Origin of the sequence: Murinocardiopsis flavida (assembly GCF_003014485.1) — a bacterium.
Classification (GTDB): Bacteria; Actinomycetota; Actinomycetes; order Streptosporangiales; family Streptosporangiaceae; genus Murinocardiopsis; species Murinocardiopsis flavida.
Map to the genome: position 1 here is coordinate 188049 of NZ_PYGA01000013.1, position 13357 is coordinate 201405.

Annotated in this window: 13 protein-coding genes; 5 read left to right on the forward strand and 8 right to left on the reverse strand. The window is 73.5% G+C overall.

The window, feature by feature from the left end; translation table 11 throughout:
• The first annotated feature begins 149 nt into the window (after nucleotides 1-149).
• Entirely contained in the window at nucleotides 150-1109 is a 960-nt protein-coding gene (locus CLV63_RS18810) for an alpha/beta hydrolase (protein WP_106584447.1), read from the forward strand.
• Between the two features lie 85 nt (nucleotides 1110-1194).
• On the opposite strand, the gene CLV63_RS18815 is transcribed toward CLV63_RS18810, so the two are convergent.
• The 4 genes from CLV63_RS18815 to CLV63_RS18830 are packed head-to-tail and all read right to left on the reverse strand — an operon-like array spanning nucleotide 1195 to nucleotide 5266.
• Complete coding sequence (locus CLV63_RS18815; RefSeq protein ID WP_106584448.1) at nucleotides 1195-2118, reverse strand: nucleoside hydrolase; 924 nt, start codon at nucleotides 2116-2118, stop codon at nucleotides 1195-1197.
• Nucleotides 2119-2169: 51 nt separating this feature from the next.
• Nucleotides 2170-3033 carry a carbohydrate ABC transporter permease gene (locus CLV63_RS18820; RefSeq protein ID WP_106584449.1) on the reverse strand — a complete coding sequence of 288 codons (864 nt, stop codon included), beginning with the start codon at nucleotides 3031-3033 and terminating at the stop codon, nucleotides 2170-2172.
• Nucleotides 3034-3038: 5 nt separating this feature from the next.
• Nucleotides 3039-3965 (reverse strand): carbohydrate ABC transporter permease, encoded by a 927-nt coding sequence (locus CLV63_RS18825; protein ID WP_106584450.1) that lies wholly within the window; start codon nucleotides 3963-3965, stop codon nucleotides 3039-3041.
• 5 nt (nucleotides 3966-3970) lie between these two features.
• A complete protein-coding gene (locus CLV63_RS18830; RefSeq protein WP_170134268.1) occupies nucleotides 3971-5266 on the reverse strand; it encodes an ABC transporter substrate-binding protein in 1296 nt (431 codons plus the stop codon).
• 267 nt (nucleotides 5267-5533) lie between these two features.
• Between CLV63_RS18830 and CLV63_RS18835 the strand changes: the two genes are divergently transcribed.
• Nucleotides 5534-6544, forward strand: coding sequence for a LacI family DNA-binding transcriptional regulator (locus CLV63_RS18835; protein ID WP_106584452.1), 1011 nt, complete (start codon nucleotides 5534-5536; stop codon nucleotides 6542-6544).
• A gap of 410 nt (nucleotides 6545-6954) precedes the next feature.
• Here CLV63_RS18835 and fdhA read toward each other — a convergent pair whose 3' ends face one another.
• Together fdhA and CLV63_RS18845 are read right to left on the reverse strand one after the other, a co-directional pair.
• Nucleotides 6955-8178, reverse strand: a complete 1224-nt coding sequence (gene fdhA / locus CLV63_RS18840) for a formaldehyde dehydrogenase, glutathione-independent (protein WP_106584453.1) — start codon at nucleotides 8176-8178, stop codon at nucleotides 6955-6957.
• Between the two features lie 153 nt (nucleotides 8179-8331).
• On the reverse strand, nucleotides 8332-9243 hold the full coding sequence (locus CLV63_RS18845) for a LysR family transcriptional regulator (RefSeq protein ID WP_106584454.1): 912 nt from the start codon (nucleotides 9241-9243) through the stop codon (nucleotides 8332-8334).
• 72 nt (nucleotides 9244-9315) lie between these two features.
• On the opposite strand from CLV63_RS18845, the gene CLV63_RS18850 reads away from it, so the two are divergent.
• Both CLV63_RS18850 and CLV63_RS18855 read left to right on the forward strand, forming a co-directional pair.
• Nucleotides 9316-9678: a hypothetical protein gene (locus CLV63_RS18850; RefSeq protein WP_146165606.1), complete on the forward strand. Its 363-nt coding sequence runs from the start codon at nucleotides 9316-9318 to the stop codon at nucleotides 9676-9678.
• On the forward strand, nucleotides 9662-10525 hold the full coding sequence (locus CLV63_RS18855) for an EamA family transporter (RefSeq protein ID WP_106584456.1): 864 nt from the start codon (nucleotides 9662-9664) through the stop codon (nucleotides 10523-10525). Before CLV63_RS18850 ends, CLV63_RS18855 begins: the two co-directional genes overlap by 17 nt.
• Before the next feature lie 143 nt (nucleotides 10526-10668).
• Here the strand turns inward: CLV63_RS18855 and CLV63_RS18860 are convergent, their stop codons facing one another.
• Together CLV63_RS18860 and CLV63_RS18865 are read right to left on the reverse strand one after the other, a co-directional pair.
• Nucleotides 10669-11229 carry a 2'-5' RNA ligase family protein gene (locus tag CLV63_RS18860; protein ID WP_211301370.1) on the reverse strand — a complete coding sequence of 187 codons (561 nt, stop codon included), beginning with the start codon at nucleotides 11227-11229 and terminating at the stop codon, nucleotides 10669-10671.
• Nucleotides 11230-11472: 243 nt separating this feature from the next.
• Nucleotides 11473-12240, reverse strand: a complete 768-nt coding sequence (locus tag CLV63_RS18865) for an SDR family oxidoreductase (RefSeq protein WP_106584458.1) — start codon at nucleotides 12238-12240, stop codon at nucleotides 11473-11475.
• 268 nt (nucleotides 12241-12508) lie between these two features.
• Between CLV63_RS18865 and CLV63_RS18870 the strand changes: the two genes are divergently transcribed.
• Nucleotides 12509-13180: a winged helix-turn-helix transcriptional regulator gene (locus tag CLV63_RS18870; RefSeq protein ID WP_106584459.1), complete on the forward strand. Its 672-nt coding sequence runs from the start codon at nucleotides 12509-12511 to the stop codon at nucleotides 13178-13180.
• Nucleotides 13181-13357: the final 177 nt, after the last annotated feature.

Here is a 13357-nt window from a genome sequence, read left to right on the forward strand (position 1 = left end):
CCCGGCGCTGCGCGCGCACGGGAGGGCGGTTGAGCAGGGGCGTCCTGTTGGGATAGCACCGCGACCCGCGAAACCCTTCCCGCTCCGGCGGCGACATACTGGTCCGGCAGACGGCCCCCGGCCCGCCCACCCCACCAGGAGTCCGCCACGTGGCACCGCACCCCAACATGGCACCGGAACTCGCGGCGGCCCTCGGCGGCGCGGGCGATCTCGACATCGGCACGCTGAGCTTCGCCGACCTGCCGGGACTGCGCGCCCAGGCCGAGGCCGCCGTCGCCGCGGTCCGCGCACCGAACCCGCGGGTCGACATCGAGGACCGGATCGTCGAGAGGCCCGAGGGCGGCCCCGACCTCCGGCTGCGCGTCTACCGCCCGGTCGGGCGCACGGACCCGATGCCGTGCCTGTACTGGATCCACGGCGGCGGCATGATCCTCGGCAGCCCCGACATCGACGACTCCCTCGCCGTGCGCGCGGTCGAGCGCGCCGACTGCGCCGTGGTCTCGGTCGACTACCGGCTCGCGCCCGAGCATCCGCACCCCGCGCCGGTGGCGGACTGCTACGCCGGGTTCCGCTGGACCGCGGCGAACGCCGAGGCCCTCGCGATCGACCCCGGCAGGATCGCCGTCGGCGGGTCGAGCGCCGGCGGCGGGCTCGCGGCCGCGGTCGCCCTCATGGCGCGCGACAGCGGCGGCCCGGCGCCGATATTCCAACTGCTGCTGTACCCGATGCTGGACGACCGCAACACCACGCCGTCCAGCCGGGCGTTCACCGACGGCCCCACCTGGAGCCGCCGGGCCAGCATCTTCGCCTGGACCGCCCTGCTGGGCGACGCGGTCGGCACCGAGGACGTCTCGCCCTACGCCGCCCCCGCCCGGGCCGCCGACCTCGCGGGGCTGCCGCGCGCCTTCGTGTCGGTCGGCGAGTTGGAGCCGTTCCGCGACGAGTGCATCGACTACGCCCGGCGCCTCGTCCAGGCCGGGGTCTCCACGGAGTTCCACCTGTACCCGGGCGCGTTCCACGGCTTCGACGTCCTGGCGCCCGACGCCGAGATCAGCCGCAGGGCCGTCGACGACCACCACGCCGCGCTGCGGCGGGCCCTGCACGCCTGACAGCGAAGATGTTCGTGGTGACATCCCATGCGGGTCCGACCCACCGCCTGACAGCGGCGCCCCGGCGCGGCCCGCCGGGGCGGTGTCAGCCGCCGGCGCCCGCCGCGATGATGCGCGCCACGATCTCCTCGGTCGCCGCACCCGCGTCGAAGTCGGCGGCCACCTCGACCGGGCCGTCCGGGTCGGGGCGCAGGACGCTGGTCCCCGGGTCGGCCCCCGCCACGGACACGTCCACCGCGCCGCGGCGGAAGCCGAACAGGTCGGGGCGCACGAGCGTCAGCACCGTCAGGGGGTCGTGCGGGACGCTCCAGTCCTCCCCGGTGAACCCGCACCACGCCGCGATCTCGTCGCCGAGGGCCGCGCCGAAGCCGCCCGCTGCGGTGATGCGCGCGATGTCCCGGCCCGCGATGCGCAGCCGCTGGGTGGCCTCCAGGCCGCACACCACGGCGCGCACACCCGACGCGAAGACGATCCGCGCCGCCTCGGGGTCGGACTGGAAGTTGTGCTCGGGCTCCGGCCGGTCGAAGCGGCCGCCCATGACGTACAGGCGGCGGACGTTCGCCGCGAACGCCGGGTCGGCCCGGACGGCGTGCGCGATGTTGGTGAGCGGGCCGATGGCGACCACGTCGACCGCGCCGGGCGCCGCCGCCACCGTGGCGGTGAGGAGCCCCACGGCGTCGACGTCCTCGCGCAGCCGCTCGTCCGCGAGGCCCTCGTGGGCGCGCCCCTCGTGCCCGGGCCAGAAGACCTCGCGCTCCGTCAGGGTGGCGGCCGCCCCGGCGACAACGGGGACGTCGTGCCCCGCGAGCCCCGCCAGCCTGCGGGTGAGCCGGGCGCGCAGCACCGTGTCGCCGTAGACCGTGGTGCAGCCCAGCAGCCGGACCTCGGGCGATCCGAGGAGCACCCCCAGCGCGAGGGCGTCGTCGACGTCGGTCCCGATGTCGGTGTCCAGCAGGATCCGGGCGGGCTCTGGTGTGCTGGGCGCTGGTGTGCTGGTGGGGTCGGACACGTGGTGCCTGTTCCTTTCCGTACCGGACTATGTGAGCCCGTCCGTACCGGACTACTTGAGCCCGCTGGTGGAGACCGACTGCACGAAATAGCGTTGCAGCCGCAGGATGACGATGAGCGGGATGGCGATGAGCACCACCGACCCGGCGAAGATCGCACCGTAGTCGGGCACCAGCTGCCCCTGGAGGTTGCCCAGCGCGATGGGGCCGAGCTGCTTGGCCGGCTCGGTGCCGATGAGCAGCGGCCAGACGTACGCCTGCCACTGGAACAGGAACAGCGTCATTCCGGCGCCGATCAGGACCGGCCGCGACAGCGGGACGTAGATCCGCCAGAACACGCCCCACCAGCCCAGGCCGTCGAGCCGGGCGGCCTCGACCAGCTCCTTCGGGACGGCGAGGAAGAACTGCCGGATCAGAAAGATCGCCAGCCCGTTGCCGATCCCGGGCAGGATGAGGCCCAGGTAGGTGTTCTGGAGGCTCCAGTCGCGGAAGACCGCCGACAGCGGGATCGCGATCGCGTCGAACGGGATGAGGAAGCTCAGCACGACGACGGCGAACACCGCGCCGCGGCCCCGGAACGGGATCGCGGACAGCCCGAACGCCGCCATGGCCGACATGACCAGCCCCGCCGCGACGGTCACCGCGCTGACCAGCACCGAGTTGGCGACCGCGATGCCGAAGTCGCCGCTCAGCAGGGTCGCGTAGTTGTCGAGGGTCGGGTCGGCGGGGACGAGGGTCGTCCACGAGATCCGGTCGAGTCCCGCGAAGATCTCGTCGGTGTCGCGCAGCGAACCGCTGAACACCCACAGCAGCGGCAGCGCGAACAGGATCCCGATCGCCGCGGCGAGGACGGCGGGGCCGTGGCGGCGGAGCGCGCGCGGCCCGGCCGAGCGGGGGCGCGCGGGGGAGTGGGACACGGTGATCAGTCCTCCCTGCTGTGCAGGAGCCGGAACTGGACGGACACGATGACGAGCGTGACCAGCACCAGGATCATGACCTCGGCGAGCGCGAGGTGCAGGTCGCCGACGCTGTAGGCCCGGTGGAAGATGTCGAACATCATCAGCTTGGTCGCGCCCTCGGGCCCGCCGCTGGTCAGCAGCTGCACCGGGGCGAAGACGAGGAAGTTCGAGATCGTGTCGGCGACCAGCACGAACGCGAGCGGGCGGCGCAGCTGCGGCAGGGTGACGTGCACGAACCGCCGCCATGCCGACGCGCCGTCGATCTTCGCGGCCTCGTAGAGGTCGGCGGGGATGTCCTGCAAGCCCGCGAGGAGGAACATCATCCAGTACCCGACGCCGACCCACGACATCATCACGATCATGGCGCCCAGCGCCTGCGCCGGGCTCGTCAGGTACGGCTGGGCGGGCAGCCCGAACACGGCGAGCAGGGCGTTCAGCGGGCCCTCCGGGCGGTACAGCACCCCCCAGATGACGGCGGACACCGCGGGCGGGACGGCCACCGGGATGAGCACGAGGGAGCGCCACAGGCGCGCCCCGGCGAACCGCTTGGCGAACAGCACCGCCAGGCCCAGCGCGATCAGCACCTGGCCGGGGTTGATGACGAGGTTGAACACCAGGGTGACGCCGACGCTCTGCCAGAAGTCGGGGTCGGTGAACAGCACCGCGTAGTTGTCGAGCCCGACCCACGTCGTGGTGCCTTCGAGCAGGCTGGTGTGCAGGAGGCTGCCGTAGAGGGCCTGGGCGGCCGGCCACAGCCGCAGCACGACCAGCATCAGCAGTGCGGGGGCGAGGAACCCGAGCGCGATGACCGCCGGGCGCCGCCGCAGCGGCAGGGCGCGGGGCGCTGCGGCCGTCGGTGCGGGGGCCGGCGGTGCGTGTGTGCGTGCCATGCGGGTCACCTCAACCGGTCCCAGGTGCGTTCGAGCTCCGCGGAGGCGCGGCGGAGCCGGGCCTCCGGCTCGGATCCGTTGCGGATGTCGGAGAACGCCGCGCCCATCACCGTCTCGAACTGCGTGTAGCCGATGCTGCGGGGGCGGCCGACGGCGGTGTGCTCCAGTTCGTGGCGCATGATCGTGCCGGCGTTCTCCGTCGACGCGGTCGCCTCGGTGTCGAGCCGCTCGACGTAGCTCGTGAACGCCGCCGTGTTGGAGGGGATGAGCGGGGTCTTCCGCACGGTCGACAGGTTGCCCTTCGTGGTCAGCGACGCGTACTCGACGAACCTGCGGGCCGCATCGGGATGGGCGGCCGCCGGGTTCACGCCCCACGACCAGGAGTCGGTGGGGGTGGCGGGGACCCCGTCGGCGAAGTAGGGCTGCGGGACGGCGCGCCACTGGAACGCGTCGAGACCGGCGAACGCGCCGAGGTTCCACGGCCCGCCGACGAAGAACGGCGCCTTGCCGTCGGTGAACAGGGTCACCAGCTGGGTGGATTCGATGCCGCGGGGCGACAGGCCGTTGGCGAAGAGGTCGTGGTACCAGGTCATCGCCCGCACCCAGCCGTCGTTGCGGATGTCGGGGGTGAGCATGTCGGGACCGGTGATCCCCGACCCGGCCTCCAGCGAGGCGACGAGCGGCTGGATCCCGTAGTACAGGTCGGTCTGCTCCAGCAGCAGAGCGGCGGAGGCGCCCGCCCGCTCCTGGGCGCGCCGCCCGGCGCCGAGTGTCTGCTCCCAGGTCCAGCGCTCGGCGGGGTCGGCGGCGGGCACCTCGGCCCCGGCCTTGCGCAGCATGTCGACGTTGCAGAACAGGTACTGGGTGGAGGTCCAGATCGGCAGGGAGCGCAGCCGCCCTTCCCAGCTGCTGATCTCGAACTGCTCCGGCAGCACGGCGTCCCGGGCGCGCCCCGCAACGGGGTCGAGGTCGGTGAGGAAGCCGCGCGCGGAGAGGGCGGGGACGCGGGGCTGGTCGACCGTGTACACGTCGATGGCGCTGTCGGCCGCCGACAGGCGCAGTTGCAGGACGTCGTTGAGCTGGTCGGCGGGGACGGTCGTGTAGGCGACCGCGATGCCGGGGTTGGCGCGCTCGAAGCCGTCGATGACCGGTTGGAAGGTCGCCGCCGCCTCCGAGCCGAGGAACCCCAGGACGGTGCGCCCGCGCGGGTCGGACCCGCCGGCGCACCCGGACAGGCCGACCGCCGCGGCGATCCCGGCGCCGCCGGTGAGCAGCCGCCGGCGGCTGAGTGCGCCGCTCATGGCCGGTCCGCTGCGCCCGGCCGAGGGCGGTGCGCCCGCGCGGCGCCGCCCTCCGGACACCCGGCCGGAAATACCGGAGGCCCAAATCGATTTGGATGCATGGTCCATAGGTGAGCACGCGGGGAGTGCCGCTGACAACCCCGGTAACAGGATCTTTACCCGATGCGCTGCCGTCGGGTGCCCCGTGGCCAGGGCAAGCGATGTGACCGTATCCAAATCGATTTGGGACCGGGTTAGGCTGGTGCCCCGACAACAGGGAGGAACCGGGTGGGAGCGGACACGCGCCGGGCCACGATCGTCGACGTCGCCGCCGCAGCGGGCGTCAGCACGACCACCGTCTCCCACGTCCTCACCGGCCGCCGCCCCGTCGCCGCCGCCACCAAGGCGCGGGTCGAGGCGGTCGTCGCCGACCTCGACTACCGCGCGAACGCCTCTGCGCGCCACCTGCGCACCGAGCGCAGCGGCATCCTCGCGCTGGTGGTCCCCGACCTCACCAACCCGTTCAACTCCGCCATGGCAGCCGGGCTGCACGAGACCGTCCTGCCGAGCGGCTACCTCGCCGTCGTGGGCGAGGCGCCCGAGCCCGGCGCGCCGCTGTCCGGCGTCCTCCGCCAGCTCCTCGACCGCGGCATCGACGGCATGGTCCTCGGCCGGTTCGGGGCGAGCGAGGCGGACATCGACTCCGTCGCCGCCTCCGGCACGGCACTGGTGCGCCTCGGCGGCCCGCTCGGCTCCGGCCGCGGCGACGTCGTCCGCGCCAACGAGGTCCAGGGCATGTTCGACATCGTCGACCACCTCGTGCACCGGGGATACCGGCGGATCGCCTTCGCCGACGGCCCCGCCGGCTCCTCACCCGGCGGCGAACGCCAGCGCGGGTACGAGCAGGCGCTGCGCGACGCCGGGCTGCCCGTGCGCGACGACCTGGTGGTGCACACCGCCTACACCCGCGAGGGCGGGGTCCGCGCGGCCGAGGCGCTCCTTGCCGGGCCGGGGCCCATCGACGCCATCGCCTGCTGCAACGACCTCATCGCGGTGGGGGTCCTCGACGTGCTGCGGGCCCGCCGCATCGGCGTGCCCGGCGACATCGCGGTGACCGGGTACGACGACATCGAGGCCGCCGAGCTGATGTCGCCCGCGCTGACCACGGTCCTCAACCCCGCGCGCGAGATCGGGCGCACCAGCGCCCGGATGCTGCTGGACCGCCTCGACCACGGCTACACCGGCCCGGACCGCGAGACGATCCTCGCCCACCGCATCGTGGCGCGCGACTCCGCCTGAGCGGCCGCCGGGGTACCGGTCCGGATTCCGGCCTACAGGGCGTGTTTCGGCGGTCGCTGCTGCGCAGCCGCCTCGCAACCTTGCCATGTCCCCACGGATCACGGTGGTCTGGCCCCGCCCCGCCCCGCCGTTGCCCCGCAGCTCCGCAGTACCGGTAGGTCCCCTTGACGGTCGCCTCCAACTGGTGGATCTGGTCGGCCATGGGGACGTGACTTCTGTCGTAGCGGTGCGGGCGGCCCGGAGCGGGCGGACCACCGCATACGCCCCGAGCCACCAGAATTCCACCATGATTCCGCACCCGCCCGGACCGCGGCCCAGGTCGTGGCCCGGGGCGCGGGCCAGATCGCGCGGCCGGGCGCACGGCCCCGGCGGCGGCGCCGGGACGCGCCCGGCACCGCCGGTCCGAGCCCCTACGCGGAGCCGATGAGCCCGTGCGGGTCGAGGACGTACTTGTGCGCGGCGCCCTTGTCGAACGCGGCGTAGCCCTGGGCGGCGTTCTCCAAGGTGATGGGGGTCGCGTTGACGGCCTTGGCGATCTGCACGCGGTCGTGCAGGATCGCCTTCATCAGCGGGCGGTGGTAGCGCATGACGGGGCACTGGCCGGTGGTGAACGCGTGCGACTTCGCCCAGCCCAACCCGATCCGGATCGACAGCGCGCCCTCCTTCGCCGCGTCGTCCACCGCCCCGGGGTCGCCCGTCACGTACAGGCCGGGGATGCCGATGGCGCCGCCCGCAGCGGTGACGTCCATCATCGAGTTGAGGACGGTCGCCGGCGCCTCCCTCGCCGCCGACCCGCCGCCGTGCCCGCGCGCCTCGAAGCCCACGGCGTCGACCCCGGCATCGACCTCGGGCACGCCGAGGATCTGCTCGATCTGGTCGCGCGGGTCGCCGTCGGCGACGTTGACGGGCTCGCAGCCGAAGCTGTGCGCCTGGTCCAGCCGCTCCTTGTTGAGGTCGCCCACGATCACCACGGCCGCGCCGAGCAGGTGCGCCGACGCCGCGGCGGCGAGCCCGACCGGCCCCGCCCCGGCGATGTAGACGGTCGAGCCGACGCCCACGCCCGCGCTGACGCAGCCGTGGAACCCGGTGGGGAAGATGTCGGACAGCATGGTCAGGTCGAGGATCTTGGCCATGGCCTGGTCCCTGTCGGGGAAGCGCAGCGCGTTCCAGTCCGCGTAGGGGACCAGAGCGTATTGCGCCTGCCCGCCGACCCAGCCGCCCATGTCGACGTAGCCGTACGCCGACCCGGGTCTGTCGGGGTTGACGTTGAGGCAGATCCCGGTCTTGCCGGACTTGCAGTTGTGGCACCGCCCGCAGGCGATGTTGAACGGGACCGACACCAGGTCGCCGACCTCGAGGAACTCGACGTCGCGCCCCTTCTCGACGACCTCGCCGGTGATCTCGTGCCCGAGCACCAGGCCCGTCGGCGCGGTGGTGCGGCCGCGCACCATGTGCTGGTCGCTGCCGCAGATGTTGGTCGCCACGACCTTCAGTACGACGCCGTGCGGCACCTGCCGGCCGACGTTCGCGGGGTTCACACCGGGCCCGTCCTTCAGGACCAGTTCCGGATAGTCGATGTCGATGACCTCGACCCGCCCTGGACCCGCGTATGCGACGCCACGGTTACTGGACATGATTCCTCCTGAATGTGAGCTGAGCCACAGGAACTGACCACTGTGGTACCCGCCCGCACGCCGCCCGATGTCCCCGAAACGCGCGAGGCCGAGGCGATTCCGCCGCGCCCGGCCCCCATCCCCGATCCGCCCAGGCCACCGCCCCCAGGGGGCTCACTCGGCCGTTCGGATCCGGCCCTGGGCGCGCAGCGCTTCGAGCCCCATGGCGATCAGCGGCTGCCGCTCACTGCCCCGACGCACGCAGGCGATCAGCCGGCGCGAAGGGACGGGCCGCCCGGTCAGGCGCACACGGGTCACCGCGAGCTCCGGCGGGATCGGCGCGAGGCGGGGGATCAGGCAGACCCCGAACCCGTGGGCGACCAGCGCGGAGATCGCGAACCACTCCTTGGCGTGCGGTCCGGCGCGCGGGGTGAAGCCCGCCGCCGCGCACGCGCTGAGCAGCAGCCGGTACTGGTCGGCCCGCTCGGGCGAACCGACCCAGCGCTCGCGCGCGGCCTCGCTCAGGTGCGCCTCGCCGCGCCCGGCCAGCGGGTGGCCGGCGGGGACGAGCAGGTCCTGCGGCTCGTCCAGGATCGGCTGCTGGTCGAAGCGCGCGTCGTCCGGCGGCGGGCTGGCCTCGGTGGGGATCAGCACGGCGATGTCGGTGGAGTCGGCGAGGAGCAGCGGGCAGCAGTCGTCGCTCTCCTCCTCGCTGACGTGCACGGTGACCTTCGGCGCGGTCCGCAGCAGCGCGGCGGCGGCCGGCGCGATGATCGCGGCGATCGCGGTGGAGACCCCGCAGAACCGGAGGTGTCCGGCGTCCCCACTGCCGTGGGCGGCGAGGTCGGCGCGGGTCCGCTCCCACTCGGCGTACAGGGTGTCGGCGTGATCGAGCAGCGTGTGCGCCGCGGCCGTGAGCCGCACCCGCCTGCCGTCGGCCTCGAGCAGTTCCACACCCACATCGCGGGCGAGCAGCCGCAACTGCTGCGAGACCGTCGATGCGGTCAGGTGCAGCCGCGCGGCAGCGGCCGTGACCGTGCCCTCCTCCCTGAGGATGCGCAGCGTCTGCAAGCGAGGATCGATCATGCGGCAATTCAACACGATCCGGTTCGGAAACATTTGATAGACCCGAACGATTTGCAGGACGAAACTGCGCATATGACTGCTGCGAACCCGGCCGGAACGGACTGCCGCCACTGCGGACGGCCACTGGACGACGTGGGCGAGGTCGTGTCCCGCCACAACGGGGCGGACGGCGAGACGGTGTACACCCGCTGCGTGTGCGGCGTGCTGGCGGTGTGGCTGCGGCCGCCCGTCCCCGCCCGACCGCGGCTCCTGCTGAGCGCGCCCGCACCGGCCGACCCGCCGGGGCCCGCCTCGCCCGACACGGCCGGTCCGCCGTCCGCGCTCGACCCGGCCCGCCCGCAGCCGCCGCACGCAACGGCACCGGCCCGCCTGAGAGCGGTGCCCGCGCGCGGCACCGAGCCGGAACAGGGACGCCCCGGTGCCGACCGACGCTGACGGGCGCGGCGCCGGCGTCCTCTGCGCGCTCGGCAGCGTCACGAGCGTGCAGGTCGGGCAGGCGTTCGGCAAGTCCCTCATCGCCGCGGCGGGCGCGAGCGGCGTGGTCGTCCTGCGGCTCGGCTTCGCCGCCGTCCTGCTGCTGCTCCTGCGGCGCCCGAAGCCGCCGGCCGACCGCCGCACACTGCTCCTCGTACTCGCCTGGGGCACCGCGATCGCCGGAATGAACACCATCTACCTCGCGCTGGTGTACCTGCCGCTCGGGATCGCCGCGACACTCCAGTTCGCCGCGGGCCCCTTCGCCATGGCGCTGCTCGGCGCCCGGCGGCCCGGCGACGTGCTCTGGGCGGTCCTCGCCGGGGCGGGGGTGGCCCTGCTCTACGCCCCAGGCAGCGGCCCGCTCCCCGCCGCGGGCGTCCTGCTCGCCCTGCTGTCCGGCGCGTCCATGGCCGCCTACCTCGCACTGAGCAGGAGAGCGGGCGCGGCGGACGGCGACGGGACCCTGCTCGTGTGGGCGGTCCTGTGGGCGGCGGCGCTGTGGACACCGGCGGCGCTCCTCGCGGGCGGCCCGCCGCTCGAACCCCGGCTGCTCCTCCTCGGGCTGCTCCTCGCTCTGGTCTCGGCAGTGCTGCCGTACCGGCTGGACTTCGCCGCGCTGCGCCGTCTCCCACCGCGCACGGTCGCGGTCCTGGTCAGCCTGGAGCCGGTGGTGGGGGCGGCAGCGGGCGCGGTGCTGCTCGGCGAACTCCTCACGGCGCCGCAGTGGCTGGCGATCGCCTGCATCGCCGCCGCGTCCATCGGGGCGGTCGGATCGGGCCGCCCCAAGGCCCCGTTCCCGGCACCATGAGCGCGGCGGACGCCCCGGCACTCGCCAGGGGTCGATCGGCGGACGGCGGCCGACGCACCGATCCTCGTCAATGGGCCATCGGCGGGATCGGCGGACGGCGGCGGACGCTCGGCGTCCTCGCCACCGGACGACCGGCGGGACCGCTACGCGGACGGCAGCGCGAACTCCGCCACCGTGCCCCACGAGCCCGGCGCGCCGGTTCCGGCGATCAACCGCACCCGGTCGACAAGCGCGCGGATCGGCAGCCTCGCCCGCACCTCGACCGCTGCCCGCCGCATGGCGGCGGGCTCCGCCCGGTGGGCGGTCCCGACCGTCAGGTGCGGTATCGCGTCCGGATACGCGCCCCCGTAGGGCGGGCACTCGGGGAACCGGTGCCACACGGAACCGGTGAGCGCGCGGAAGGGCGCGTCCGGCTCGGGGGCCAGCCACACGACCTGCGTCCCGAACCACGCGACGCGCGCGAACACACATCCGAAGGAGGGGACCGCGGTCAGGCACGCGCGCAGGTCGCCGAGCACCTGTTCGGTGACCCTCTCCGGAGGGAGGAACGGGGAGAGGACCGTGACGTGCGCCGGGACCCCCAGCGGCGCCGAGTCGTCCAGGATGGCCCGGTAGGGCCCCACCACCGCTTCCGCAGCGGGCACCGGCACGATGAGCGCCGTTTCGGTCGCCTCGGCAAGTACGCCCATGTTCCTCTCCGTCACGGGGGCATGGTCGCACACGGCTCCCCGCTCGAACCGCGGGCGCTCTCCTCGGGCTTCTCCTCCTCGGGCCGCTCCGCGCGCTCGCCTCGGCGGTGCCGCCCTGCGCTGCGTGCGCCGCCGCCCGGGCTCTCTGCGCGCAACGGCCCCGGCCATCGCCTGCGACGGCCGGGGCCAGTGTGTCGGGGCGGACGGCTCCGTGGGCGGACCGCCGATCGACCGCGCCCGTGCGGTGCGCCGGGTCTCCTACCAGGGCACCGGGCCGTCCGCGTTGAAGAACCCGCCGGTCGGGCCGCCCGCGTCGAGCGTGGCCAGGCGGACCATGACCGCGGCGCCCTGCGCGGGGGTGAGGTATCCGCTGTGGTTGTTGATCTCGGTGTCGACGAAGCCGGGGTCGGCGGCGTTGACGAGGATGCCGTCCCTCCGCAGCTCATGGGCGTACTGCACGGTCAGCGCGTTCAGCGCGGTCTTGGACGGCGTGTACGCGGCCGACGCGAGCAGGCCGGCGAGCGGGCCGTCCGGGTCGGCGGCGATGGCCAGCGACGCGGCGCCGCTGCTGACGTTGACGATGCGCGGCGCCGGGGACCGCCGCAGCAGCGGCAGCATTGCGTTGGTCACCGCGATGACCCCGAAGACGTTGGTCTCGAACACCGCCCGGACCATGTCCAGGTCGACGGAGCTCGGGACCTGATCGTGGGCGTCGTTCGGCGAGACCTGCCCGGAGCCGGTGATCCCGGCGTTGTTGACCAGCACGTCGAGGTGGCCGAAGCGCTCCTCGACCCACTTTGCGGCGTCCTCGGCGGTGGCCGGGTCGGTGACGTCGAGGGTGACCGCGTGCGCGTCGCCGCCCGCCGCGCGCACCGCCGCCGCAGTGTCCTCGCCGCGCCGCAGGTCCCTGGCGCCGACGACGACTGTTGTGCCCTGCGCGGCGAGCCGCTCGGCGATCGCCCGGCCGATCCCCTTGTTCGCCCCGGTGACCACGGCCACCTTCCGGTGCCCGGTGTGTTCGATCATGTCCTGTGCTCCTGTCCGCGAGGGTCCGTCGCCCTAACGACGCGGCAGCCGGGCCGCCCGTGACAGGGGAGGCGCCGCTGCCGAGCCGGGACCGACCGCCCGGCGGCGGCGCGGGGGCCCGTCACCGGGCCCGTGCAGAGCCGACCCCGATCACGTGCCGGGAGGAGTCTCCTTCTCCCCGAGCTGTTCTCGGAGTCGAAGCGTCGCCGAAGTGCGACTCCATCTCGCGTTACTTGTTTTTACGAAGTTCACTTCGTAATATGAATCAATGGTTAAAGATTACGGTCAGTTCTGTGGGCTTGCCAAGGCGAGCAGCGTGCTTGGTGAGCGATGGTCACTGCTGATCGTGCGCGATCTGAGCGTGGCGCCGTGCAGGTTCAAGGACCTGCACGAGGGGCTCCCGGGGATTCCGACCAGCGTGCTGACGACCCGATTGCGCGATCTCCAGGTGGCCGGGGTGGTGACCCGGGTGGCCGATGAGCTGCCTGGCGGCGGGGTGCTCTACACGCTCACGCCGCACGGTCGCGCGTTACAGCCGATTCTTGATGCGCTTGGCAGGTGGGGTGCTGGGACGATGACCACCCCACAGCCCGAGGACGTGGTCACCGATGCGTCCCTGGCAGCCGCCCTCCGCGCCGGCTTCCAGCAGGGTGCCACCGACACCACCACGAGCTACGTGGTCCACACAGGTGCCGCCACGGCGTGGGCCGACGCCACGCCGGATGCGATCACGGTCGGCCCCGGGGCGCCGGACCGTCCTGCCGATCTCACGATCCACAGCGGCCCGCAGTTGCGTGCCGTACTCGCCGGTGAGCTAAGTCCGGCTGCCGCGCTGTCCAGCGGCGCGGTCCGCATCGAAGGATCGCCTGAGGTGTTCGAGCGCTTCGTCCGTACCTTCCATGTCCCGCTGACAGGGGCCGCCGAGGCGGTATCGCGGTGACCACGCAATCCGCCATTGGCAACAGCAATCGGGCGACCCTGCGTGAGTGGATCGGCCTGAGCGTGCTGGCTCTGCCGACGCCGCTGTCGTCCATCGATATGACCGTGCTGTACCTGGCTCTGCCGGAACTGAGTGCGGACCTCGCGCTCCCGCGGAGAGGGCAGGATCGGCCGCGGC